Annotated in this window: 21 protein-coding genes, 1 pseudogene and 1 riboswitch; of the genes and pseudogenes, 15 read left to right on the forward strand and 7 right to left on the reverse strand. The window is 62.3% G+C overall.

The window, feature by feature from the left end; genetic code table 11:
* Window positions 1–31: 31 nt before the first annotated feature.
* Window positions 32–1,378 (forward strand): hypothetical protein, encoded by a 1,347-nt coding sequence (locus C5J26_RS08410; protein ID WP_105401319.1) that lies wholly within the window; start codon window positions 32–34, stop codon window positions 1,376–1,378.
* A 34-nt stretch (window positions 1,379–1,412) separates the two neighbouring features.
* On the opposite strand, the gene moaA is transcribed toward C5J26_RS08410, so the two are convergent.
* Window positions 1,413–2,402, reverse strand: a complete 990-nt coding sequence (gene moaA, locus C5J26_RS08415; RefSeq protein WP_371681904.1) for a GTP 3',8-cyclase MoaA — start codon at window positions 2,400–2,402, stop codon at window positions 1,413–1,415.
* A 221-nt stretch (window positions 2,403–2,623) separates the two neighbouring features.
* Here moaA and C5J26_RS08420 point away from each other — a divergent pair, with 221 nt between their 5' ends.
* Window positions 2,624–2,998: a gamma-butyrobetaine hydroxylase-like domain-containing protein gene (locus C5J26_RS08420; RefSeq protein ID WP_105401321.1), complete on the forward strand. Its 375-nt coding sequence runs from the start codon at window positions 2,624–2,626 to the stop codon at window positions 2,996–2,998.
* Between the two features lie 14 nt (window positions 2,999–3,012).
* Here the strand turns inward: C5J26_RS08420 and C5J26_RS08425 are convergent, their stop codons facing one another.
* Entirely contained in the window at window positions 3,013–3,492 is a 480-nt protein-coding gene (locus C5J26_RS08425; RefSeq protein WP_105401455.1) for a MarR family winged helix-turn-helix transcriptional regulator, read from the reverse strand.
* Between the two features lie 47 nt (window positions 3,493–3,539).
* Between C5J26_RS08425 and C5J26_RS08430 the strand changes: the two genes are divergently transcribed.
* The 4 genes from C5J26_RS08430 (at window position 3,540) to C5J26_RS08445 (ending at window position 6,459) form a co-directional block, all read left to right on the forward strand.
* Entirely contained in the window at window positions 3,540–4,481 is a 942-nt protein-coding gene (locus C5J26_RS08430; protein ID WP_105401322.1) for an alpha/beta fold hydrolase, read from the forward strand.
* A 68-nt stretch (window positions 4,482–4,549) separates the two neighbouring features.
* Window positions 4,550–5,158, forward strand: a complete 609-nt coding sequence (locus tag C5J26_RS08435) for a pyridoxamine 5'-phosphate oxidase family protein (protein WP_105401323.1) — start codon at window positions 4,550–4,552, stop codon at window positions 5,156–5,158.
* 121 nt (window positions 5,159–5,279) lie between these two features.
* On the forward strand, window positions 5,280–5,669 hold the full coding sequence (locus C5J26_RS08440) for a hypothetical protein (protein ID WP_046669606.1): 390 nt from the start codon (window positions 5,280–5,282) through the stop codon (window positions 5,667–5,669).
* The gene (locus C5J26_RS08445) at window positions 5,653–6,459 is read left to right on the forward strand and encodes a M15 family metallopeptidase (protein ID WP_105401324.1); all 807 of its coding nucleotides are present in this window, start codon (window positions 5,653–5,655) and stop codon (window positions 6,457–6,459) included. The genes C5J26_RS08440 and C5J26_RS08445 overlap by 17 nt, the downstream gene beginning before the upstream one ends.
* A 7-nt stretch (window positions 6,460–6,466) precedes the next feature.
* Here C5J26_RS08445 and C5J26_RS08450 read toward each other — a convergent pair whose 3' ends face one another.
* Together C5J26_RS08450 and fumC are read right to left on the reverse strand one after the other, a co-directional pair.
* Complete coding sequence (locus C5J26_RS08450; RefSeq protein ID WP_105401325.1) at window positions 6,467–7,537, reverse strand: GGDEF domain-containing protein; 1,071 nt, start codon at window positions 7,535–7,537, stop codon at window positions 6,467–6,469.
* A 292-nt stretch (window positions 7,538–7,829) separates the two neighbouring features.
* Window positions 7,830–9,221: a class II fumarate hydratase gene (gene fumC, locus C5J26_RS08455; protein ID WP_105401457.1), complete on the reverse strand. Its 1,392-nt coding sequence runs from the start codon at window positions 9,219–9,221 to the stop codon at window positions 7,830–7,832.
* A gap of 381 nt (window positions 9,222–9,602) precedes the next feature.
* On the opposite strand from fumC, the gene C5J26_RS08460 reads away from it, so the two are divergent.
* Window positions 9,603–11,540, forward strand: a complete 1,938-nt coding sequence (locus C5J26_RS08460; RefSeq protein ID WP_105401326.1) for a L,D-transpeptidase family protein — start codon at window positions 9,603–9,605, stop codon at window positions 11,538–11,540.
* A 57-nt stretch (window positions 11,541–11,597) separates the two neighbouring features.
* On the opposite strand, the gene C5J26_RS08465 is transcribed toward C5J26_RS08460, so the two are convergent.
* Window positions 11,598–12,299 carry an HAD family hydrolase gene (locus tag C5J26_RS08465; protein WP_105401327.1) on the reverse strand — a complete coding sequence of 234 codons (702 nt, stop codon included), beginning with the start codon at window positions 12,297–12,299 and terminating at the stop codon, window positions 11,598–11,600.
* 189 nt (window positions 12,300–12,488) lie between these two features.
* Between C5J26_RS08465 and rpiA the strand changes: the two genes are divergently transcribed.
* From rpiA to gor, 3 genes and pseudogenes are all read left to right on the forward strand, one after another.
* Window positions 12,489–13,184 (forward strand): ribose-5-phosphate isomerase RpiA, encoded by a 696-nt coding sequence (gene rpiA / locus C5J26_RS08470; protein ID WP_105401328.1) that lies wholly within the window; start codon window positions 12,489–12,491, stop codon window positions 13,182–13,184.
* Between the two features lie 18 nt (window positions 13,185–13,202).
* Window positions 13,203–13,781 (forward strand): annotated as a pseudogene (locus C5J26_RS08475) (DUF2059 domain-containing protein); the annotation flags it as partial.
* 246 nt (window positions 13,782–14,027) lie between these two features.
* The gene (gene gor / locus C5J26_RS08480) at window positions 14,028–15,416 is read left to right on the forward strand and encodes a glutathione-disulfide reductase (RefSeq protein WP_105401330.1); all 1,389 of its coding nucleotides are present in this window, start codon (window positions 14,028–14,030) and stop codon (window positions 15,414–15,416) included.
* 24 nt (window positions 15,417–15,440) lie between these two features.
* Here the strand turns inward: gor and C5J26_RS08485 are convergent, their stop codons facing one another.
* Window positions 15,441–16,793, reverse strand: a complete 1,353-nt coding sequence (locus C5J26_RS08485; RefSeq protein ID WP_105401331.1) for a TadE/TadG family type IV pilus assembly protein — start codon at window positions 16,791–16,793, stop codon at window positions 15,441–15,443.
* A gap of 280 nt (window positions 16,794–17,073) precedes the next feature.
* Here C5J26_RS08485 and C5J26_RS08490 point away from each other — a divergent pair, with 280 nt between their 5' ends.
* The 5 genes from C5J26_RS08490 to bluB all read left to right on the forward strand — a co-directional run bounded on the left by C5J26_RS08490 (window position 17,074) and on the right by bluB (window position 22,580).
* Window positions 17,074–18,447 (forward strand): class II 3-deoxy-7-phosphoheptulonate synthase, encoded by a 1,374-nt coding sequence (locus C5J26_RS08490; protein ID WP_105401332.1) that lies wholly within the window; start codon window positions 17,074–17,076, stop codon window positions 18,445–18,447.
* A 159-nt stretch (window positions 18,448–18,606) separates the two neighbouring features.
* Complete coding sequence (locus tag C5J26_RS08495) at window positions 18,607–19,017, forward strand: GFA family protein (protein WP_105401333.1); 411 nt, start codon at window positions 18,607–18,609, stop codon at window positions 19,015–19,017.
* Window positions 19,018–19,077: 60 nt separating this feature from the next.
* Entirely contained in the window at window positions 19,078–20,751 is a 1,674-nt protein-coding gene (locus tag C5J26_RS08500) for an NAD+ synthase (protein ID WP_105401334.1), read from the forward strand.
* Between the two features lie 15 nt (window positions 20,752–20,766).
* Window positions 20,767–21,597, forward strand: a complete 831-nt coding sequence (locus C5J26_RS08505) for a TolB family protein (RefSeq protein ID WP_105401458.1) — start codon at window positions 20,767–20,769, stop codon at window positions 21,595–21,597.
* Between the two features lie 27 nt (window positions 21,598–21,624).
* Window positions 21,625–21,814, forward strand: a riboswitch (cobalamin riboswitch).
* A 79-nt stretch (window positions 21,815–21,893) separates the two neighbouring features.
* Window positions 21,894–22,580 carry a 5,6-dimethylbenzimidazole synthase gene (gene bluB / locus C5J26_RS08510; protein ID WP_105401335.1) on the forward strand — a complete coding sequence of 229 codons (687 nt, stop codon included), beginning with the start codon at window positions 21,894–21,896 and terminating at the stop codon, window positions 22,578–22,580.
* Here bluB and C5J26_RS08515 read toward each other — a convergent pair whose 3' ends face one another.
* Window positions 22,581–23,276 (reverse strand): hypothetical protein, encoded by a 696-nt coding sequence (locus tag C5J26_RS08515; protein WP_105401336.1) that lies wholly within the window; start codon window positions 23,274–23,276, stop codon window positions 22,581–22,583.
* Window positions 23,277–23,297: the final 21 nt, after the last annotated feature.

Below are 23,297 nucleotides of genomic sequence, written 5' to 3' on the forward strand. Positions count from 1 at the left end.
ATGTCGCCGCTTCTCGGAAGGAGAATGGATCATGAAGGCTTTGTTTTTTCTCGCAGGCACAGCCCTTTCGTTGGTTACCGTGGCGCCCGGTACTGCTGCCGCACAATCGGCGGATATCCTGGGCGCGATCTCGGCCGGTCGCGTCGCGGTCATCTCCGACGGCGACTATTTGGCGCGCACCTATGCCGATTCCGTACTGGCTCCGAAGGAGGCCGGGCACAGGGACGTGCTCACCATTCTTTCGATAGCCAATGGTCGCGAGACGAGAGGTTCGCTCCTCGTCTCGAACTCTGTGACGGCGGCGCCCGAAATCCTGGAACTGACGCCGGACGGGCGCACGGCTTTCTTGACCGAACGGTTGGGCGGCCGGCCGGATGGCGGCGGAACGGTCAGAGATCTGCCGCCCGGCAGGCGGCTGTTTGCCGTCGATCTCTCCGACCCATCCACGCCGAAGCTTGCCGATACGGTGGAGATCGGCATCAACCCGGAGGCATTGGCCGTCAGCCCCGACGGGCAGCGGGTGGCGATCGTCTCCAATACCGCCGATGCGGCCCTGCTTCAGATCGTCGAATTTGCCGATGGCCGATTCGGCGAAGTCGCCCGCTTCGACCTGGCTGAACTCGGCATTTCCGGATCGCTGGATGCTCCGCGGGGCGGCGTGACGGCCACCAATGTTCAATGGCATCCTTCCGGGCGGTTCCTGGCGGCCAATATCAACACGCAGAACCGCGTTGCGTTCTTCGAATTTTCCGATAGCGATCAGGAGCCTGCCTTGCAAGCCTGGGGCAACAGCGTGGAGGTGGGCAGGGATCCCTTTGTTGGCCGCTTCACGCCGGATGGCCGCCATTATCTGACATCGAACTGGGGGCGCGATTTCACGGCGACCAGCCTAGAAGGCCGCGTCCCGAATGCGTCCTCCACCATGAGCGTGGTTCGGCTGGCGGATCCCGAGGCGTCCGAAGCCCGGCACAAGCGGTTGATGACGGTCGATACCGGCGTTTCGGCCGAAGGAATGGCGGTGAGCCCGGATGGCCGGCTTGTTGCGACGATCAATATGCGCGGCACATCCTTTCCGCCCGGGTCTCCGCGTCATGGCCGCGAGGCGGCCGTATCGCTTCTGACGTTCGATTCGGCCGCGGGCAGGCTGCACAAGGTTGGCGACTACACGTTCGAGGGCGTTTTACCCGAAGGCGGAACCTTCGACCTGGCGGGCGATCACCTTCTCGCAACCGTTTTCGAGGGACATGAGGGTGCAGGCCCCGGGGCCGGCGCAGGGCTTGAAGTCTTCAGGGTGATCAGGGGCGATACGCCGTCGCTGCGACGGATCGGGCGGGTGACCTTGCCGCACGGAGTGCATCATGTCGATATTTCGCGATAACGGCGGGCGGCGGCAGCGGTCGCCGGCGCGGATATCACCCGCCGGTGACGCTCATGTGGCGGGCGACGGCGGGGCGCTTGTGGGTGCGATCGATGATGAAATCGTGGCCCTTGGGCTTGCGGGTGATCGCTTCGTCGATCGCGGCCGACAGGTAGCCGTCGTTTTCGGAGGCGCGCAGCGCCGTGCGCAGGTCGGCCGCGTCGTTCTGGCCGAGGCACATGTAGAGCGTGCCGGTGCAGGTGAGACGCACCCGGTTGCAGCTCTCGCAGAAATTATGGGTCATCGGCGTGATGAAGCCCAATCGGCCGCCGGTTTCCTTCACTTCGACATAGCGGGCGGGGCCGCCGGTCTTGTAGGGGATCTCGGTCAGCGTGAACTGCTCTTCGAGATCGGCGCGCAGCTTGGAGAGCGGCAGATACTGGTCGGTGCGGTCCTCGTCGATCTCGCCCATCGGCATGGTCTCGATCACCGTCATGTCCATGCCGCGGCCATGCGCGAAACGCAGCATGTCGGCGATCTCGAACTCGTTGAATTCCCTCAGCGCCACGGCATTCAGCTTGATCTTCAGTCCGGCCTTCTGGGCGGCGTCGATGCCTTCCATGACCCTGTGGTAATCGCCCCAGCGGGTGATCGCCTTGAATTTTTCGGGGTTCAGCGTGTCGAGCGAGACATTGATGCGACGCACGCCGCTGTCATAAAGCTCGTCGGCATATTTTGCCAGCTGCGACCCGTTGGTCGTCAGCGTCAGTTCGTCGAGAGCGCCGGCCTTGACGTGCTGGCCGAGCTCGCGCACCAGAAACATGATGTTCTTGCGCACCAGCGGCTCGCCGCCTGTGAGGCGGATCTTGCGGACGCCCTTGGAAATGAAGGCGGAACAGAGCCGGTTCAGCTCTTCAAGCGTCAGCAGGTCCTTTTTCGGCAGGAAGGTCATGTTTTCCGCCATGCAATAGGTGCAGCGGAAATCGCAGCGATCGGTGACCGAGACGCGCAGATAGGTGACCGCACGGCCGAACGGATCGATCATCGGTGCCTGGTCGGCGATGATCGGGGCTGCTCCTCCAACCGGTCCTGCGAAACTGTTCACGTGATAATCTCCCTTACCCGGAAAGTGGGGGTTTCGAGCCGTCGCGTCAAGTGTATGACATCAATCCAGATAGTACAGCGACGGACGCAAAACCGCTTGCGGCGAAACGCCGTAGCTCATAATCCTCCGCCAGGCATATGACAATCGGGAGCCTGAAAAGCATGAGCGACATCTGGCCGACGGAACTTAGGGTCTCCAAGGACCGCCACACGCTGAACGTTACCTTCAGCGACGGCGCGGCTTTTCCACTGCCGGCCGAAACGATGCGCGTGCTGTCGCCTTCGGCGGAAGTGCAGGGGCATGGTCCCGGCCAGAAGGTCACCGTGCCCGGCAAGCGCAATGTCGGCATTGCGGCGATCACGCCGGCCGGCAACTACGCGGTGCGAATCCGCTTCGACGACGGCCATGACAGCGGCATCTTCACCTGGCCATATTTGCGCGAACTCGGCGAACGCGGAGCCGAGCTGTTTGCCGACTATGAGCGCGATCTCATCGAGAAGGGCCTCTCCCGCGATCCGCCGCAGAGAACGCGGTAGGCGTCAAGCGGTGGTCAGGCCGGTTCGCGGCTGTCCTCCCGGATTTCCGACTGCAGGGTGACGATCAGCCGCTCCATGGACTCCGCCATCGCCATGCATTGATCCAGCGGCTCGGAGGAGAGCGTCCGCTCGATCAGCGCCGTCTGGATCGCCATCGCCTTTTCCGTCACCGAGCGGCCTTCCCGGGTCAGGTAGAGGCGCAGCACGCGCTTGTCCTTCGTATCGCCGCGCCGCTCGATCAGCCCGCGCTTTTCCATCTGCGGCAGCGCCATGCTCATGTTGGAACGCCCCACCAGCAGTTTGTGGGCGAGTTCCTGCTGGGAGATTCCCTCGAACCGGTAGAGATTGATCAGGATGTCGAGATGCGGCGGCTTGATGTCGAGTTCGGTGAGTTCGCGGGTCAGCACGGTTTGCATCAACTGGCAGGCGCGGGCGACGGCAATCCAACTGCGAAAACGCGGATGATCCCAGGGGAGGGATTGATTTTTGTTCATCATTGTACTTTATTGTTCAGCATTGAACATTATTGGGTTTTCTCACTATGCCATCCTTTGCACTCAAGGTCATCCGTTTCGGATTTGCCGCCATGGGGCGGCCTTTCCCCAATACCACAGCCGGGCTCGCCTTTCGGCTCTTCTGCCTGACGCCCTCGCGCCGTCCCAAGGGCGGCAAGGCGAGGGCGATGGAGGATGAGGGACGGGAGCGGCTCTCGGCCGCCCAGAAGATCCCGCTCGCCGTCGGACGCTCGACGGTGATGGCCTATCGCTTCAACAGCGACGGGAAGCCCGGCCGCCCTCGTTACCTGGTCGTGCACGGCTGGGGCTCCAATGCCGCCTATATCGCCGCGCTGCCGGCGGGCCTGGCCGAAACCGGCGCCGAGGTCGTGGTACTCGATTTTCCCGGCCATGGGCTTTCCAGCGGCCGCAGCCTCAACATGCGCCAGGCCGTCGAAGCGATCGTTGCGGCGGAGAGCCGGTTCGGCCATTTCGATGCGGCGGTCGGTCATTCGTTCGGCGGTGCGAGCATGATGCTCGCCGCCGGCGGGGTGATGAGGCAAGTCGGCTCGATCTCTCCCTCGAAACTGGTGGTTGTCGGCGCGCCAAGCCATATCCACTGGCTGTTCGACGATTTTTCGCGGATGGTCGGCCTGCCGTCGCGCGTCAAGGCGCAGCTGATCCGGCGGGCGGAAAAGGTAGCCGGCGCATCGCTCGACGACTTCGACACGGTGGCAAGCGCGGCGCGCTTGGGGACGCCGCTGCTGGTCGTGCATGCCGAGGAGGACAAGGAGGTCGCGGCCGACCACGCCCGGCGTTTCGAGGGGCTTGCCACGGCACGGCTCGAATGGGCGAACGGGCTCGGGCATCGCCGCATCGTCAGCGACCGCGGCGTGATCGAGACCATTGCCGCCTTCCTGACGAACGATCGCCGGCCGCTGTGCGAAACCTCCATCGCCGCCAAGCCCGGCAACGACGCCGCTGCTTGATCCACAGGGGACGTCATCATAGTGTCGCCCGCGCGGGCTAAGGCCCGCCGATACCAGAGGGGCGAACCATGACCATCGTCACATCCGTCGAAGAACTGAAGGCGATCTATGACGGCGTCTCGGAGGCTTCGCTCGCCAAGGTAACGAAGACGCTGACCCCTGAATACCGGCAGATGATCGAAGCCTCGCCTTTCCTCGCATTCGCGACCGTGGGGCCGGAAGGGCTCGACTGCTCGCCGCGCGGCGATCTTGGCGGGGCGGTGCGTATCCAGGACGATTCGACGCTGCTTCTGCCCGACTGGCGCGGCAACAACCGTATCGATTCGCTGATCAATATCGTGCGCGACCCGCGCGTGGCTTTGATGTTTCTGATACCCGGCTCGAACACGACGATGCGCATCAACGGCCGCGCCGTGATCTCGGTGGAGCCCGCGCTGCTCGAAAGCTTCGAGATGGACGGCCGGCATCCGCGCAGCGTCACGGTGATCACCGTCAACGAGGTCTATTTCCAGTGCGCCCGCGCCCTGATACGCGCCGAACTCTGGAACCCGGAGCATTTCGTCGATCCGAAGAACCTGCCGACGCCCGGAACGCTGCTGAAGGCGGCCAAGGCCGACTTCGACAGGGAGACCTACGACCGGGAATGGCCGGAGCGCGCCGCCAAGACCATGTGGTAGACGCCGCACCGGCGTTTTCTTCGTGAAGAAGACATGCCTGGTCGCCGTCCTCATGGACATTTCCAGCGCCCAAGGCGACAATCGAATCGACCCGCCATAGGGGACGGGCACGGGGGATTTTATGAAGTTTGGAACCGGCTTTGCGGCGGTGGTCCTGGCTGCGACGATGTTCGGCGCCCAAGCGGCGCGTGCGGACCAGTTGATCGAGGAATATACGGCCTTCATCGGCGAGGACGATCTGTACAATTCCAACAATGTGCGCCTGCAGGAGCCCTGGCAGATCGTCCGCCAGGACCGCGCGAATTTTCATCGCTTCGGCGTCTCGCAGCGCGGCGACCAGAGCGACAGCTTCTTCGACGATGCCGGCAATCGGGAACTCGTCGAGCGCATGATCAGCCGTGGCACCATCGATCGGGCCGCCCGCAACGCCGTCGTCCGCGGGAATGTCATGATCAACGTGCAGATCTTTCGAGGGCCTCGCGGCGATTACGTCAATGTCCTGGTCTACTGACAGGCCGTTCCTCCGGGCCGCAGCCGTGATGCTGTCGGTTCTCGTCTGCGGCCCGGGCGAGGCGCGCGAATTGCGCCTGGAGGAAAAGATCGCGGCCCTCGTGAAGGCCTATCCCGACATGATCGCGGCCAGCCGCGACGGCAGGCTGATCATGAAGGAGGGTGCCCCCATTCCGATCGACGACGGGATCAGGCGCAGTCATGTGCAAATGCTGGCCGAGGGCGATGTCGAGGACAGCCTGTCTCAGGCATATCGGCCCGGCTCGTGCGAATACCACCCGCCGGTCGATTCCGATCCGGGTCGTATCCGCAGCGACGAATTGATGAAGCGCCTTTATGGCGTGAGCGCCAATGCCGTGCAGTCGAACCTCGTGCCGGTCGCATGGTTCGGAGAGACGTTGCGCGTCACCAGCCGTAACGGGGTCGACAAGGCGCTCGCCGCAGTCCGGGATGAGCTTGCTGCCGACCCGGGCCTGAAAACCTACCTGACGCCGTCGGCCGGCGTCTTCAACTGGCGCAAGGTTGCGGGACAGGCCAATCTCTCGGTCCACAGTTTTGGTGCGGCGATCGATCTCAACACGAAACACGCCGATTACTGGCTGTGGTCGGGAGGCAAGCCCGGCAACGTGCCGAACTACAAGAACCGCTTTCCGATGAAGATCGTCGCGGCGTTCGAGCGCCATGGCTTTATCTGGGGCGGTCGCTGGTATCACTACGACACCATGCATTTCGAATACCGCCCGGAACTGCTGGCCATCGCCGGCGCCGCAGGCGTCTCGGCCTGCGACTGAGGGAAATCTACTTCCTGTAGATCAGCCAGCTCTTGCCGACATAGTCCTTCTTCATGCTGTCATCAAAGAAGATCGAGCGGTTCCGGCCGGAGTTCTTGGCGTTGTAGAGGGCCGTATCGGCATTGGCGTAGAGTTCTCCGGGATCGCTCGCCTGCGAGGCCATCGCAAAGCCGAGAGAAATGGTGACCGGGCCGTAGTCGATGCCGGAGCGCGAATTGCGGAAGATGCGGGTTTCCAGCGCGCGGCGGACCCGCTCGCAGATGATCACCACCTCTTCCGGCGTGTTGCCTTCGACTATGATCGCGAATTCCTCGCCGCCGGAGCGGGCGACGAAGACATCCTTGCGGACGTTCGAGCGGATCACGGAAGCAACCGTCGCGAGGATCTTGTCGCCGACCGGATGGCCGTAGCTGTCGTTGATCTTCTTGAAGTTGTCGATATCGGCCAGCACCAATGCGGTGACCGGCAGCAGGGCCGTATTGTCGTAGGTCGCCGCAAGGCGCTCGTCGAAGGCCCGGCGGTTGGCGATCCGGGTCAGCGAATCGGTGTTGGCGATACGCTTGTATTCGTCGAGTTCGCGGCGGACCTGGTCCATTTCCTGCGAGCGCTGGACGACGCCGCCGACGGTCTTTTCGCCGTGCGCCATGGTGCTGCCGGTTGCCTCGCTCAGGAGCGCCAGCGCGCTGGTCAGCAGGTCGTTGGAAAAATTGCTCTTCGAGTTGATCCGCTGAGCGGTTTCTCCAAGCAGCTTGCCGTAACTCTCGAGCGAGTTCTGCTCCTGACGCAGCAGCTTCAGGAGCGCGTCGAGTTCGCCAAGAATCCTGGTATGGGCGTCTTCGATGACGGCCACCTGGCCGGTTCCAAGGTAACGATGCGAAAGCGCGTCCAGCTCCTCCTGCGTGGCACGGCTTCCGAGCCCCGCCAGATCACGGGTCAGGTCGGGATTGGAACCGATATAGGCCTCGTAAAAAAGCTGATAATTGCGAGGGATCGGGGCGACGCCCATCGATCGCACCGCGTAGATGATCTGGCCGATCAGATCGCTAGATTGCGCTCTCGGCGCCGTTGCCGTCGTCATCGACGATCCCCACTAGATCCCACCTGTATGCTATAAAATGAAGTAGTATGTGAAAAATGTTCGAAAAGAATTAAGGGGTGCGAGCTGAAGAGCTTATTCTTAAATTTATTTCGCATTTCTGAAATACCCGATTTTCCCTCAAAACTAATGGGTTTACAGACTTCGAGCCCGAAAAGATATTCACCTGTAGAATGTTGATATATTGTCGGAATTAACCAATGTAGGCTGACCGAAAGAGAAAGCCCGCTAATCGGGAGGCGGGCTTGCTGGTTATATTGTAAATCAGGTCCCCTTATTTGGGACCGATCATGTTTTCAGGGCGGACATACTGGTCGAACTCCTCGTTCGTCAGGTATCCGCCGCCGACCGCTTCTTCGCGAAGGGTCGTGCCGTTCTTGTGGGCTGTCTTGGCGATCTTGGCGCAGATGTCGTAGCCGAGCCTGGTGTTAAGGGCGGTGACCAGCATCAGCGAGTTTTCCACGCCGCGTCTGATATTGTCTTCCCGGGCTTCGATGCCGACCACGCAATTGTCGGTGAAGGAGACCGCGGCGTCGCCGAGCAGCTGCACCGACTGCAGGAAATTGTAGGCCATCATCGGATTGTAGACGTTGAGCTCGAAATGGCCCTGGCTGCCGGCGAAGGTGAGAGCCGCATGGTTTCCGAAGATGTGGGCGCAGACCTGGGTGAGTGCTTCCGACTGGGTCGGGTTGACCTTGCCCGGCATGATCGACGAACCCGGTTCGTTTTCCGGCAGCGACAGTTCGCCAAGGCCCGCACGCGGGCCGGAGCCCAGGAAACGGATGTCGTTGGCGATCTTGAAGAGAGCGGCGGCGGCGGCGTTGATCGCGCCGTGCGCAAACACCATCGAGTCGTGCGAGGCGAGTGCTTCGAACTTGTTGGGGGCCGTGACGAAAGGCAGGCCGGTGATCTTCGAGATTTCCTCGGCGACCTTTTCGGCAAAGCCGACCGGGGCGTTGAGGCCGGTGCCGACCGCTGTGCCGCCCTGGGCGAGCTTGGAAAGCGCCGGCAGCGTCAGTTCGATATTGGCGATCGCCGAGCCGACCTGCGCCGCATAACCGGAAAATTCCTGGCCGAGCGTCAGCGGGGTGGCATCCTGCGTGTGGGTGCGGCCGATCTTGATGATGTGGGAGAAGGCCTTGACCTTCACTTCCAGCGCTTCGTGCAGCTGCTTCAGCGACGGGATCAGGTGGCGCACGATGGTTTCGACGCAGGCGATGTGCATGGCCGTCGGATAGGTATCGTTCGACGACTGGCTCATGTTGACGTGGTCGTTCGGATGCACGGGCTTCTTGGAGCCCATCACGCCGCCGAGCATTTCGATCGCGCGGTTGGAGATTACTTCGTTGGCGTTCATGTTCGACTGGGTGCCGGAGCCAGTCTGCCAGACGACCAGCGGGAAATGGCCGTCGAGCTTGCCGTCGATGACTTCCTGGGCCGCTTCGACGATGACCTTGCCGATCGAAGCGTCGAGGCCGCCCAGTTCCATATTGGCGCGGGCGGCGGCCTGCTTGACGATGCCGAGCGCACGCACGACCGCGAGCGGTTGTTTTTCCCAGCCGATCTTGAAGTTGCCGAGCGAGCGCTGCGCCTGGGCCCCCCAATAACGGTCGCTCGCCACGTCGATCGGGCCAAACGTATCGGTTTCGGTGCGGGTCGATGCCATCTTCGCTGCCTCTTTTTGCTCGTGGTCGCTGCCGGTGTCCTGAAAGATCAACAACGCGTTACCGCGTCGGAGCCGGCCGGCGGCATTACTATACGATTGGTGAACGTCTGCAAGCCGGCCGAACAGGCTTTTTGGCAGGCTTTTGTCGTGCCTTTTATGACACGGAGCGCGGAATTATACAGCGGAATCCGCCCTCTGACCGGGTGCTTGTCGATGGTCGTCAGTAAAAATTTAACGAATAGTTTCTTAACCTTCCGGCTGCGCACCGATGCTGTTTCCGGCGGAGCCGAAACCCGCCGGCCGCTCGGGCGTTTCTTTCCATCCCTCACGCGATCGGTTAGATGGCGTGATATATATTCGAGCCCGCGGATCAAGACGCGGATGCAGGTGACGGGGACGACATTGCAGTACAAACACAAAAGAACTTCGATCGCATTGGCGCTCGTCTCCGGCATCTCGATGTTTACCGGTGCGGCCGTTCCCGCACATGCCGTGACACTTCTCGATCTCTTTCGCGGCGGTCCCGGCGCGGAGCGGGCAGGGCGGCACGATAACGGCCTGCCGGGCGTCGGCGGCAATTCCGGCATGCCGACCGAGCGCAGCCTCGCCGATCCCGAGCCGCTACCGAAAGTCTCCGGTCCTCGATATTACACCTATAAGCCGGATGCCGAGCGGGCCGTGAAGACGACCGCATTCGCTGCAGCGTCCGCGACGGACGGTACGCGCCTCATCGCCGAGGCCAAGGTTTCGGCGCCGGCGGAAATCGCGACCGCGCTCGAAGCCTTCTACGGCAAGGCCGCAGAGCCTCTCTGGGTCACCGCCGGCGACGTCAACGAGAAGGCGAGGGGCGTGCTGTCGCTCTTCGAGCGGGCCGGCGAATACGGGCTGGAACCGGCCGACTACGTCCTGCCGGTCCCGGCGCTGACCACGGCAAGCGTCGCGGCCCCGACGGATGCGGCGGCCCCCATCAATGTCTCCGCAACGGCATCTGCGCCGGTTTCCGCCGCCGACAGCCACGACCGCGCGCTGATGCAGTTCGAACTGGCGCTGTCGGAAAAGGTGCTGACGTTCGCCCAGGACATGATGCGTGGCCGTATCGACCCGAACAAGGTGTCCGGTTACCACGACTTCAAGCGCAAGGACGTCAAGCTCCCGCTCGTCCTGCCTTTTGCGCAGACCGGTACGGATGTCGCGGCCTACCTCGAAGGCCTGGCACCGCAGAGCCCTCAATTCCAGGCGCTGAAGGCCGAGCTTGCAACGCTGCGTGCCGCAGCGGCCAATGACGGCCCGCAGATCTCGCTGCCGAGCGACATTCTCCTGAAGCCGGGCAAGAGCAGCGCGGATATGGCGAGCATCATCGCCGCCATCCAGCACACCGGCTCGGAAGCGCTGAAGACCAAGCATGCGGCGACGCTGACGGCCTATCAGCAGACCCCGGACTACACGCCGGAACTCGTCGACGTCGTGAAGTCCTTCCAGGCGGAAGTCGGTCTCAAGGCCGATGGGGTCATCGGCAATGCGACGGTGCGCAAGATGGTCGGCCATACGTCGAAGGACAAGATCGAGAAGGTCGAAGTCGCCATGGAACAGGCGCGCTGGCTGCCGGACGATCTCGGCCAGCGTTACGTCTTCATCAACCAGCCGGCCTTCACGGTCTATTACCATGACCGTGGGGCGGAACAGTTTTCGATGCGCGTCGTGGTCGGCAGCAAGTCCAACCAGACCTATTTCTTCCAGGACGAAATCGAAACCGTCGAGTTCAACCCCTATTGGGGCGTGCCGCAGTCGATCATCATCAACGAGATGCTGCCGCACCTGCGCCAGGATCCGAGCTACCTCGACCGAATGGGTTATGAGGTGTCGGTCGGCGGCAGGGCGGTCTCGTCGAGCAGCATCAACTGGTTCGGCTCCACCGAGAAGATCTCCGTGCGTCAGCCGCCGTCGGGTGACAACGCGCTCGGCGACCTGAAGATCCTGTTCCCGAACAGCCACGCGATCTATATGCATGACACGCCCTCGAAGAGCTTCTTCCAGCGCGACATGCGGGCGCTGAGCCACGGCTGCGTGCGTCTTGCCGAACCGCGCAAGATGGCGGCCGCCGTACTCGGCACCACGATCGACGACGTGAACGGACGGATCGCCGCCGGCGAGAACGTCTCGACCAAGGTGCCGGTCAGGATCCCGGTCTACGTCGCCTACTTCACCGCTTGGCCGAACAAGGACGGCAAGGTCGAGTATTTCGACGACGTTTATGGCCGCGACGATGCGACGGTGAAGGCTTTCGTGGCAACCACCAAGGTCCGGGCGGCCCAGAGCTGAACTTTGAGCTGAGAACGAGTTTCGGATTGCAGAAGAAGGCGGCCTCCGGGCCGCTTTTTATTTGGCAGCCGCCAGCCGCGTCACGTCGGCGGAAATCAGCGTTTCCACCATACCCACGGTTAGCTCGTCATAACCGCCGATCACCTGATCCGGGTTGAGTGTATCGACTGCGACGTCGGAATAACCGAAGGTCACGGCGACGGAGGCAATGCCGGCATTCTGTGCGGCAAGGATATCGTTGACGCTGTCGCCGATCATGATGCTCGTCGCCGGATTTCCGCCGGCCCGTTCGATCGTACCGAAAATGTGCCGGGCATCCGGCTTGCGGACGGCGAAGGTATCGCCGCAGGTCATCGCGACGAAGCGATCCAGGAGGCCGAGCTTTTCGAGAAGCGGGAAGGCGAGCCGTTCGGACTTGTTGGTGCAGACCGCGAGCCGCATCCCGGCTGCCGACAGGCGATCGAGACACGCGACGACGCCGTCATAGGGGCGGCTTCTGCCCGGCATCTCCGCCTCGTAATGCTCCATATAGCGATCGAACAGCCTGGCCGCCGTCGGCTCGTCGAGCGGAACCCTGCGAAGTTCGAAGGCGCGGCGGATCATCACGCGCACGCCCTGGCCGACGAGATGGGTGAGGTCCTCGAACGTCACTGGCTGGAGACCGATGTCCTCGATCGTATAGTTGAGGCTGTCGATAAGATCCGGTGCGGTGTCGATCAACGTGCCGTCGAGGTCGAAAATGACGAGTGGAGCGGTCAATGGAACCTCGTGAGCGTCGTTCGGGAGATGCCCCGGATTAAGCAATGCTGCCGTGAAAAGCAAATATGCGAGATTCGCCCACCTTCGTAAAACCCATGGCTTCGTAAAACCCGCCGCGAGGGGACTTTCGTTTGTGGGGAGAGGCGTGTAAACAGCGGGTCGGCGAAAACAGCGGGGAGCTTTTGGCGGATGGACGCCCGGGAAATGAAAGTCAAGGCGGCGCAAGCGGCACTGGCCTATGTCGAGGACGGCATGCGGCTGGGTATCGGCACCGGTTCGACGGCGGACGAATTCGTCAGGCTACTTGCCGAAAAGGTCCACGGCGGCTTCAAGGTCGAAGGCGTGCCGACATCCGAGCGCACCGCGAGGCTCTGCGTCGAGCTCGGCATTCCGCTGAAATCGCTCGAAGAGCTCCCGGAACTCGATCTGACGATTGACGGTGCCGATGAAGTCGATGCCAACCTGACCCTGATCAAGGGTGGCGGCGGTGCATTGCTGCGCGAAAAGATCGTCGCCGCGGCTTCTGCCCGCATGATCGTGATTGCCGACGAAAGCAAGCTGGTCGATATGCTCGGAGCCTATCCGCTGCCGATCGAGATCAATCCTTTCGGCCAGACAGCGACGCAGATTGCCATCGAAAAGGCCGCTTCCCGGTTAGGATTGACCGGTGAATTGAAGCTGCGCAAATCGGGGGCTGAAGTCTTCACGACAGATGGCGGCCACTACATTTTCGACGCATCTTTTGGCCGCATTCCTGATGCAGACGCACTGTCGGCGGAGCTTAATTTCATTCCCGGTGTCGTGGAACACGGGCTGTTCATTCATATGGCGTCCTTAGCGATCATTGCCGGTGAGGCTGGAGCGCGGACGCTTGAGGCGAAGTAAACTAGGAGCAACCAACTCATGATCAGATTCGCGCTTTTCGGCCGTGCCGCCGCTGTGGCCATCCTCTTCTCCGGCGCCTTCACGGTATCGGCTCGCGCGCAGGAAGTTTCGGAAGCCCAGCTTGCCGCTGCGCGCGATGCGATCGCGTCGCTCAACGTCACGGATCGTTACGACAATATCCTGCCCAACCTGGCAGAGCGTCTGAAGGCCCAGTTCATCCAGGCCTCCCCGAACTTCCAGGGCCAGATCTCCAACGTCGTCGACGAGCAGGCGCTCGTGCTCGCGCCGCGCCGCGCCGATCTCGAGAAGGAAGCGGCGACCATCTACGCCAAGAGCTTCTCGGTCGATGAACTGAAGTCGATTTCCACCTTCTTCAACACCGAGACCGGCAAGAAGCTGCTGACCAACCAGCCGCTCGTCAGCCGTGAACTGACCAAGGCCGCTGAAATCTGGGCAAACGGGATTTCCCGCGACCTGACCAACCACAGCTCGGAAAAGCTGCGCGGCATCATCGACGCAAATCCGATCCAGGCGCCGGTCGTCGATCCGGCTCCGGCGGAAGCACAGGCCGCTGCACCCGCGCCGGCAAAGCCTGCCACTCCGCCGGCCCCTGCCAAGCCCGCTGCTGCGCCTGCGGCCAAGCCCGCTGCTCCGGCAGCTACCGCTCCGGCCAAGCCCGCCGCCCCGGCTGCCAAGCCGGCCCCGGCCCCAGCGCCGAAGCCCTGATAACATCGTCGGCCCGTCGAATTTTAAGGAAGCCCGGAGCAATCCGGGCTTTTCCTTTTGGGCCTCTCATCCCTATATGTGAGCCACATCCAGCCGCCTGCTCTCAAGGAGAATACCATGACCGCCTATGACTATGATCTCTTCGTGATTGGCGGCGGATCGGGCGGCGTGAGGGCGGGCCGCGTGGCGGCATCGCTCGGCAAGCGGGTGGCGATCGCCGAGGAATATCGTTTCGGCGGCACCTGCGTCATTCGCGGCTGCGTGCCGAAGAAGCTCTTCGTCTACGCATCGCAATATCACGAACATTTCGAGGATGCGGTCGGTTACGGCTGGGAAGTCGGTGCGAGCACGTTCGACTGGAAGAAGCTGATCGCCGCCAAGGACAGGGAGATCGCCCGCCTCGAAGGCCTCTATCGCAAGGGTCTTGAAAACAACGGTGCGGAAATCCTCGAGACCCGCGCCGAGCTGGTCGATGCCCATACGATCCGGCTCGTGAAGACTGGCAGGACCGTGACCGCCGAAAGGATCGTCATCGCTACCGGCGGCGCGCCCAACCCGCATGCGGCGCTGCCCGGCCATGAGCTCTGCATCTCGTCCAACGAAGCCTTCGATCTGCCCGAGCTGCCGCGCTCCATCCTGATCGCCGGCGGCGGTTATATCGCCGTCGAATTCGCCAACATCTTCCACGGCCTCGGCGTCGACGTGACGCTGATCTATCGCGGCAAGGAGATTCTTTCGCGCTTCGACCACGACATGCGCCAGGGCCTGCACAAGGCGATGGTCGAGAAGGGCATCCGCATCGTGCTGACCGATGTGATCGAGGAGGTCACCAAGGCGCCAGCCGGTGGGCTTGTTGCCAGGACCCTGAACGGCGAGACGATGGCCGTCGACACCATCATGCTGGCGCTTGGGCGCGATCCGAATACCAAGGGTCTGGGCCTGGAGGCCGCGGGCGTCGAGATGAACGAGCGTGGCGCCATCATCGTCGACAGATATTCCCGCACCAGCGTGCCGCATATCTATGCGCTCGGAGATGTCACCGACCGGGTACAGCTGACGCCCGTGGCGATCCACGAGGCGATGTGCTTCATCGAAACCGAGTACAAGGATAATCCGACCGCTCCGGACCACGATCTGATCGCCACCGCCGTCTTCTCGCAGCCGGAGATCGGCACGGTCGGCCTGTCGGAAGAGGAGGCCGCCAAGCGCTATCCGGAGATCGAGGTCTACCGTGCCGAATTCCGGCCGATGAAGGCGACGCTTTCGGGACGGTCGGAGAAGATGATCATGAAGCTGATCGTCGAGACGGCAAGCCGCAAGGTGGTCGGGACTCACATCCTTGGCCACGACGCCGGCGAAATGGCACAGCTTCTCGGTATTTCGCTGAAGGCCGGCGTTACCAAGGATGGTTTCGACCGCACCATGGCCGTGCATCCGACGGCGTCCGAGGAGCTCGTCACGATGTACAATCCGAGCTACCGGGTGAAGAACGGCGAGCGCGTCTGACGCGCCCGCGGCTTTGGCGCCGGGTTAGCTGGTGATCCGGGGCGCGCTGACGATCTTGTGGAAAAGGGTATTCATGGCGTCCGCAATGCCCTGTTCGAGCGAGACCTCGAAGAAATAACCGGGGCTCGCGCATTCCTTCATCTTCGTGGAAATGCTGTCATCGAACGGCTTTACCCACTTTTTCCAGAAGTCATTGCTTTGTAGCGGCAGGTAGGTGGTGTAGAGCACCGCAATTCGGATGTTCTTATCCTTTAGATCCTGACAGAATTTCGTATCGATAGGCTCGATACAGCGGCCCGCCGTGTTCGTCACCAGACCTTTGGTGCAACCGTTCGGTTTGTAGCTGTCTCCCACACCATCGGCCACCAGGAAGACAATCTTCTGGCGGTCGGCCTTGCTCGTGCCGTTTCCCGGGAGGCCATACACTGGCTTACTGAGGATCTCATTCCCAATGCGCGTGAGAGCATCATCAAAGCTGGTTTGTTGATCGCCGTTGTAGTTCTGCTTTGGAATGCTCATCAGCTTGATCTTTTCAGTCGCCTCACCGACCGTAGTGAGGTTTTCGTTCAGTTCGGCGACCTTGAAGAGCATTGCGTCCTGCGCCCGTTCCCCGAAGGTGTAGGCCGCCATGCGAAACTGGCCGGGCACGGTCTGCGTATCCGTTGCCGTTTTCATCAAAGTTTCGGTTGCTTCGGCGACGACATCGATACGAATGGGGATGCCGTTCTGCTTGGCGACGTTGTAATAGCTGTTTGGATCTTCCTTTCCATCCTCGGAGACGATATGGCAGGCAAAGGCGCACTCTTTGTTGTTGCCCTTGCTATCACCGTTGCGAGTTGCGTATTTCATGTCGTCGATGGCTTGCAATGTCGCCCCAACGCCCATCGAAGGCGTGTTGTCGAGCAGCATGTAGAAGTCGAGGAACGACGGCGTCTGGTATTGCGCGGTGGCCTGGCCGGAAACGGTGATGTCGTCCTTGCCGAGGATCGTCATGAAAGTGGTCGGCAAGGTCGCGCTGAACGATACGCGCGAGGTCAGGATGCCGTTGTTCTTCGCGACCGCGATATCGACGTTGACCGGCAGGGTGGAAAGCTCGCCGGACATCTGACCGAGAAAGATGCTTCGGGCCTCGGCCGGATCGAGCGCCACGCTTCCGTCGCCTTGCAATTGCATCGCCTGAGCGACGGCCTTCGATTTTTCAGCGATCGCGCCGACGGCGGCCGCATCGGCCGCGCCGACGAGTTGCTGCTTGACGGTCAGCGCGTGGCCGAAATCGAGCGCCAGGCCGGCCGTTCCGATCAGCGGAACCAGTAGAAAGGCAGTCATGACGCCAAAATTGCCGCCGCGATCCTTCCAGAAACGTGTCATCGGATGCATCGCCTGCTCCCCAGCAAGAAAACCCTGCAGGAACGTCGCGCAAATTCGTGAAATTGTGGCTAAGAACGGGATTAAAATTCAAGGCATGTCCTGATTTCATACTGCATACGATCCGCCCGGGTACGGCGTCAGCTTGATATTCGTGGCCTTTCGCGGGGGACGGGCCGGCGGTGAAGGCGGGCAAAACGGCTATGCAACGCCGCTGTTAAGGTCTATAAGCCGCCTCGATTTTAAAGACTTGCCCGGCAGAAGATGGCCGAGGCTGAAACAGGTGAGCGAGATGGCACAGAATTGGACCCCGAGCAGTTGGCGGCAAAAACCGATCCAGCAGCTCCCGGAATTCCCGGACAAGGCTGCGTTGGCAGCGACTGAAGCTCAGCTCGCCACCTTTCCGCCGCTCGTGTTTGCCGGTGAGGCCCGCCGGCTGAAGAAGCAGCTCGCCAGCGTCGCGGAAGGCAATGCCTTCCTGCTGCAGGGCGGCGACTGCGCAGAAAGCTTCGTCGAACACGGTGCGGACAACATCCGCGACTTCTTCCGTTCGTTCCTGCAGATGGCGGTTGTCCTGACCTATGGCGCCCAGCTTCCGGTCGTCAAGGTCGGCCGCATCGCCGGCCAGTTCGCCAAGCCGCGCAGCAATTCGCACGAGACCCAGGACGGCAAAACGCTGCTCACCTATCGCGGCGACATCGTCAACGGCACCGAGTTCACCGAGGCGGCCCGCACGCCGGATCCGGAGCGCCAGATGATGGCTTACCGGCAGTCGGCGGCGACCCTCAACCTGCTGCGCGCCTTCGCGATGGGCGGCTACGCCAATCTCGAAAACGTCCACAAATGGATGCTCGGCTTCGTCAAGGATAGCCCCCAGGGCGAACGTTACCGCAAGCTCGCCGACCGTATCAGCGAGACCATGGACTTCATGACGGCGATCGGCATCACCTCGGAAAACCAGCCGAGCCTGCGCGAGACCGACTTCTTCACCAGCCACGAAGCGCTGCTGCTCGGTTACGAAGAAGCGTTCACCCGCGTCGACTCCACCTCGGGCGACTGGTATGCGACGTCGGGCCACATGCTGTGGATCGGCGACCGCACCCGTCAGCTCGACCATGCACATGTGGAATATTTCCGCGGCATCAAGAACCCGATCGGCCTCAAGTGTGGTCCGTCGCTGCAGCCCGACAACCTGATCGAGCTGATCGACGCGCTCAACCCGACGAACGAAGCCGGTCGTCTGACGCTGATCTGCCGTTTCGGTTACGACAAGGTCGCCGACGCGCTGCCGAAGCTGATCCGCGCGGTCGAGCGGGAAGGCAGGAAAGTCGTCTGGTCCTGCGATCCGATGCACGGCAACACGATCACGCTCAACAACTACAAGACGCGGCCGTTCGACCGGATTCTGTCGGAAGTCGAAAGCTTCTTCCAGATCCATCGTGCGGAAGGCACCCATCCGGGCGGCATCCATATCGAGATGACCGGCAAGGACGTCACCGAATGCACCGGCGGCGCCCGTGCGGTTTCGGCCGGCGACCTGCAGGACCGCTACCACACCCATTGCGACCCGCGCCTCAACGCGGACCAGGCCTTGGAGCTCGCCTTCCTGCTCGCCGAGCGGATGAAGAGCGGCCGCGACGAAAAGCGGATGGTCGTCAACGGCTGAACCGTCGCGCAGCATTGTTGAAATCGAAGAAGGCCGGCGTCACCGCCGGCCTTTCTGCATCTTGATATGGCTTCCGTTGATGATCATCATCAGCGGAATAGATTTGACCTCGCGGCCCGCGCTCGCAACACTCGGCCGTCGTTTCGTCGAGGATGGTGCATGGAGCAGAAGAACAACGGTCGTTGCCTGTGCGGCGCGATCCGATTTGAGACGGTGGGTCCGCTGCGGACGGTCACGGCCTGCCATTGTTCGCAATGCCGCCGCCAGACCGGGCTTTATTACGCGGCGACCAGTGTTCGCGTTGAGAACATGACGCTCGAAGGCGAGGAGGTGCTCAGCTGGTATCGCGCCAGCGACGAGGCGCGGCGCGGTTTCTGTTCGCAATGCGGCTCCGCGCTGTTCTGGCAGGCAGAGGGTGCGGCAAGCATTTCGATTCTGGCGGGCGCTTTCGACCAGCCGAGCGGGCTTGTCATGGGCGAGCATATCTATTGCGCCGACAAGGGGGATTTCTACCAATTGCCGGAGGACGGCGTGCCGCATTATCCGGGCGATCGTCCCGCATCCGCCTGAATGACAAAAAACTCTCGGAACGACGTTGCCGCCGTCTGCTGCGGACGTTAAATCGGTACCATGACCCAGGATATAAGCCAGACACTCCGTATCGCCGTTGCCCAGCTCAACCCGACTGTCGGCGATATCGCCGGCAACCTGGCGCTGGCCCGAGAAGCCCGAAAGGATGCGGCCCGCGAAGAGGCGGATCTTATCCTGTTCACCGAGCTCTTCCTGTCCGGTTATCCGCCGGAGGACCTCGTCCTGAAACCGGCTTTCCTCAACGCCTGCCTGAAGGCGGTGGAGGAGCTTGCGGCCGATACGGCAGACGGCGGCCCCGGCGTCATCATCGGCTTCCCGCGTCAGGGCGCGGAAGGCCGGCACAATTCGATCGCCGTGCTCGACGGCGGCAAGGTGATCGCAGTGCGCGACAAGATCGACCTGCCGAACTATGGCGAGTTCGACGAGAAGCGGGTCTTCATCGCCGGCGAGATGCCAGGCCCGGTCAATTTCCGCGGCGTCCGGCTCGGCATCCCGATTTGCGAGGATATCTGGGGCGATCTCGGCGTCTGCGAGACGCTCTCGGAGAGCGGGGCGGAAATCCTGCTCGTGCCGAACGGCTCGCCCTATTTTCGCGGCAAGGTCGACATCCGCCATCAGGTCGTTCTGAAGCAGGTGATCGAGACCGGCCTACCGATGATCTATGCTGCCCAGCTCGGCGGCCAGGACGAACTGGTCTTCGACGGCGCAAGCTTCGGCTTCAACACCGACAAGTCGCTCGCCTTCCAGATGAGCCAGTTCGAGCCGGCCGTCGCCGTCACCGAATGGAGACGGATTGGCGAGACCTGGCATTGCGCCCGCGGGCCGATGGCCCGCATTCCGGAAAAGGAGGAGGCGGACTATCGCGCCTGCCTTCTGGGCTTCCGCGACTACGTCAACAAGAACGGCTTCAAGTCGGTCGTGCTCGGCCTCTCCGGTGGCATCGACAGTGCCATCTGCGCGGCGATCGCCGTCGATGCGCTGGGCGAGGAGAGGGTGCGCACGGTGATGCTGCCCTACCGCTACACCTCCGAGGATTCGCTGAAGGACGCGGCCGATTGCGCCAAGGCGCTCGGCTGCCGCTACGACATCGTGCAGATCGCCGAGCCGGTGGACGGTTTTTCGTCGGCGCTGGCCGACCTGTTCGAAGGAACCGAGGAGGGGATCACCGAGGAGAACCTCCAGAGCCGCGCGCGCGGCACGATCCTGATGGCGATCTCGAACAAGTTCGGCTCGATGGTGGTGACGACCGGCAACAAGTCGGAAATGTCGGTCGGCTACGCGACTCTCTACGGCGACATGAATGGCGGCTTCAACCCGATCAAGGACCTCTACAAGATGCAGGTCTATGCGCTGGCCGCCTGGCGCAACGAGCACCTGCCGCCGACGGCTCTTGGCCCGAGCGGCGAGGTGATCCCGAAGAACATCATCTCCAAGGCTCCGTCCGCGGAACTCAGACCCAACCAGACCGACCAGGATTCGCTGCCGCCCTATCCGGTGCTCGACGATATCCTCGAATGCCTGGTCGAGCTGGAAATGGGGACCGAGGAGATCGTTGCCCGCGGCCACGACATCGCAACCGTTCACCGGATCGAGCACCTGCTCTATCTCGCCGAATACAAGCGGCGCCAATCGGCGCCGGGCGTCAAGATCACCAAGAAGAACTTCGGCCGCGATCGGCGTTATCCGATCACCAACCGTTTCCGCGATCGGTAGGAGAGGATCATGGCCCTGCGCAGCTCGGTCGAGATCTTCAATATCCGGACGAGGATGATGCGGGTGGTCTGGCAGACGGAAGCCCTGTTCGAGGCGCCCAACTGGTCGCCCGACGGGCGCTACCTGATGCTCAACAGCGAGGGGCTGATTTATCGTCTGTCACCGGAGGGTGATGATGGACCGGAACTGGTCGATAGCGGCTTTGCCCGCCAATGCAACAACGACCACGGCATTTCGCCGGACGGTTCGCTGATCGCCATTTCCGACAAGGTAGAGTTCGGCAAGTCGGCGATCTATGTCCTTCCCGCAGGCGGCGGCGTGCCGCGGCTGGTGACCCAAAACCTGCCGTCCTACTGGCATGGCTGGTCGCCGGACGGAAAAAGCTTCGCCCATTGCGGCATCCGCGGCGACGAGTTCGACATCTATACGATCGGCATCGAAGGTGGCGCAGAGACGCGGCTGACCTTCGGCGAGGGCCGCAACGACGGGCCGGATTTTTCGCCGGATGGAAAATGGATCTATTTCAATTCCAGCCGCACCGGATTGACGCAGATCTGGCGGGTTCCGGCCGCCGGCGGCGTGGCCGAGCGGATCACCGATGGCGGTTACGGCGACTGGTTCCCGCATCCGTCACCGAAGGGTGACAAGATCGTCTTTGTCTCCTACGACGCCGATGTCTTCGACCACCCGCGCGATCTCGACGTCCGCGTCAGGCTCATGGACATGGACGGCGGCAATGTCGAAACGCTGTTCGAGCTTTTCGGCGGGCAGGGCACGATGAATTCGCCGAACTGGTCGCCGGATGGCGATGAGTTTGCCTATGTGCGCTATTTCCCCGTCGCATGAGTGCCTTGCGCGGAGGATAGCGTAAGGGCATAACCGATCCTGTCAGGTGCCGGCGACAAGCCGGAGAATCGGGAATCCGGGGTGGAACCGGAACGTGCCCAACGCTGTGAGGTGGACGCTCGGCCGCAGGATATGAAAGCCACTGGGAAACCGGGAAGGCGGCGGTTGAGGCGGATGAAGCCAAGTCAGAAGACCGGCCTGACAAGATAGACCAGCCCGCGCGGACGGCGGAAAGGTTTCGGACCTCTCCTTGCTTCTGAAAGGCAGGGGAGCGACGGCATTGTTGGGGACAAACGATGCAGCCTGATCCTTTCGCGCATGCCTTGCTGCCTGCCGGTGAATTTTCGAAGGCCGAGCGTGCGGCCGTCTACCGGGCGATCGAGACGCGCCGCGACGTGCGCGACCAGTTCCTGCCCGATCCGCTGCCGGACGACCTGGTAAGGCGGCTGCTTGGCGCCGCGCATTCGGCACCCTCGGTCGGCTTCATGCAGCCCTGGAATTTCATCCTCATCCGCGATCAGGCGGTACGGGAGGCCGCCCGGGCTGCCTTTTCGCGTGCCAATGACGAGGCCGTGGAGATGTTTGCCGAGGAAAGCCGCGACCTCTACCGCAGCCTCAAGCTCGAAGGCATCGTCAAGGCGCCGCTGTCGATCTGCGTCACCTGCGATCCGGATCGTGCCGGCCCGGTCGTGCTCGGCCGCACCCACAATCCGCGCATGGACGTCTATTCGACCGTCTGCGCCGTGCAGAACCTGTGGCTTGCGGCAAGAGCCGAGGGCGTCGGTGTCGGTTGGGTCAGCATTTTTCGCGAGGAGGACGTGCGTGCACTGCTGGGCATTCCCGACTGCGTCGAGATCGTCGCCTGGCTGTGCCTTGGTTATACCGACCGGCTCTACGCCGAGCCGGAATTGGCGCTCAAGGGCTGGCGCCAGAGGTTGGCCCTGGATGAGCTGATCTTCCAGGATCGCTGGGAGAACCGCTGATCACTGCTGCGGCTGCGGTCCTGCCGATTTCGGATTGCTGAGGTCGATATCCGCTTCGGGCAGGAAAGCCGGCCCGACAGTGCGCACCTTCTTGTTTGGATCGTATGGCCGCTCCGGCGGCGGCGTGAGCACCGGCGGCTGGAGCGCGGCCTGCGGCTTTTGCGGGCGGGTCTGCAGTTTGGTAATCCCGGAATAGGGTTGCTCTTCTCTCGGAAGTTCGATGCCCGGCACCTTTCGGCGGTCGTCGACAACAGGCGGCAGCGGCTCGAAGGAGGGGATGCAGCGCTGTTCGCGAATGGCGGCGAGAATGGCATTCCGCTCTTCCGAGGGCAGGATCATCTGCCGCGAACTGTTCCGTTCCGCCGCCAGCGCGTCGCGGCTCTGCTCCATTCTTTCCAGCGCATCCCGCATCTGGCCGCAGACCTCGGCATTCGGGCCACCCAGAACCACGACGCTGCCATTGCCGCAGCCGGCTCGGCGCATGTCGACCCGCAATTCCCGGATATCGGTATTGTATTCGCCAAGCTGCTGGGCGTAGCTGCGCGCCGCAGACGTGTTGCCGATGATCTGCGGGCTGTTTCCAAGTTTCCGGTAAAGGGCTGCACAAACGGCAGGGTCCCCCGCCAGCGCTGCGGCAGGCAGAAGCAAGAGCGGTATGGTCAGCAGGCCGCGAAGCGGTATCGGCAATTCCGGCATCCTCTCCTAATGGGAGATGGC

It is taken from the genome of Neorhizobium sp. T7_12 (assembly GCF_002968535.1).
Taxonomy (GTDB): Bacteria; Pseudomonadota; Alphaproteobacteria; order Rhizobiales; family Rhizobiaceae; genus Neorhizobium; species Neorhizobium tomejilense.

Excerpts from the sequence above, each read along its gene's own strand:
- C5J26_RS08495 (WP_105401333.1), top strand. The coding sequence starts at position 18,607 with ATGGAGCAGAAGAACAACGGTCGTTGCCTGTGCGGCGCGATCCGATTT.
- C5J26_RS08500 (WP_105401334.1), top strand. The coding sequence starts at position 19,078 with ATGACCCAGGATATAAGCCAGACACTCCGTATCGCCGTTGCCCAGCTC.
- C5J26_RS08515 (WP_105401336.1), bottom strand. The coding sequence starts at position 23,276 with ATGCCGGAATTGCCGATACCGCTTCGCGGCCTGCTGACCATACCGCTC.
- C5J26_RS08430 (WP_105401322.1), top strand. The coding sequence starts at position 3,540 with ATGCCATCCTTTGCACTCAAGGTCATCCGTTTCGGATTTGCCGCCATG.
- C5J26_RS08450 (WP_105401325.1), bottom strand. The coding sequence starts at position 7,537 with ATGACGACGGCAACGGCGCCGAGAGCGCAATCTAGCGATCTGATCGGC.
- gor (WP_105401330.1), top strand. The coding sequence starts at position 14,028 with ATGACCGCCTATGACTATGATCTCTTCGTGATTGGCGGCGGATCGGGC.
- moaA (WP_371681904.1), bottom strand. The coding sequence starts at position 2,402 with ATGATCGATCCGTTCGGCCGTGCGGTCACCTATCTGCGCGTCTCGGTC.
- bluB (WP_105401335.1), top strand. The coding sequence starts at position 21,894 with ATGCAGCCTGATCCTTTCGCGCATGCCTTGCTGCCTGCCGGTGAATTT.
- C5J26_RS08485 (WP_105401331.1), bottom strand. The coding sequence starts at position 16,793 with ATGCATCCGATGACACGTTTCTGGAAGGATCGCGGCGGCAATTTTGGC.
- C5J26_RS08490 (WP_105401332.1), top strand. The coding sequence starts at position 17,074 with ATGGCACAGAATTGGACCCCGAGCAGTTGGCGGCAAAAACCGATCCAG.
- fumC (WP_105401457.1), bottom strand. The coding sequence starts at position 9,221 with ATGGCATCGACCCGCACCGAAACCGATACGTTTGGCCCGATCGACGTG.
- C5J26_RS08440 (WP_046669606.1), top strand. The coding sequence starts at position 5,280 with ATGAAGTTTGGAACCGGCTTTGCGGCGGTGGTCCTGGCTGCGACGATG.
- C5J26_RS08425 (WP_105401455.1), bottom strand. The coding sequence starts at position 3,492 with ATGAACAAAAATCAATCCCTCCCCTGGGATCATCCGCGTTTTCGCAGT.
- rpiA (WP_105401328.1), top strand. The coding sequence starts at position 12,489 with ATGGACGCCCGGGAAATGAAAGTCAAGGCGGCGCAAGCGGCACTGGCC.
- C5J26_RS08435 (WP_105401323.1), top strand. The coding sequence starts at position 4,550 with ATGACCATCGTCACATCCGTCGAAGAACTGAAGGCGATCTATGACGGC.
- C5J26_RS08410 (WP_105401319.1), top strand. The coding sequence starts at position 32 with ATGAAGGCTTTGTTTTTTCTCGCAGGCACAGCCCTTTCGTTGGTTACC.
- C5J26_RS08420 (WP_105401321.1), top strand. The coding sequence starts at position 2,624 with ATGAGCGACATCTGGCCGACGGAACTTAGGGTCTCCAAGGACCGCCAC.
- C5J26_RS08445 (WP_105401324.1), top strand. The coding sequence starts at position 5,653 with ATGTCCTGGTCTACTGACAGGCCGTTCCTCCGGGCCGCAGCCGTGATG.
- C5J26_RS08460 (WP_105401326.1), top strand. The coding sequence starts at position 9,603 with ATGCAGGTGACGGGGACGACATTGCAGTACAAACACAAAAGAACTTCG.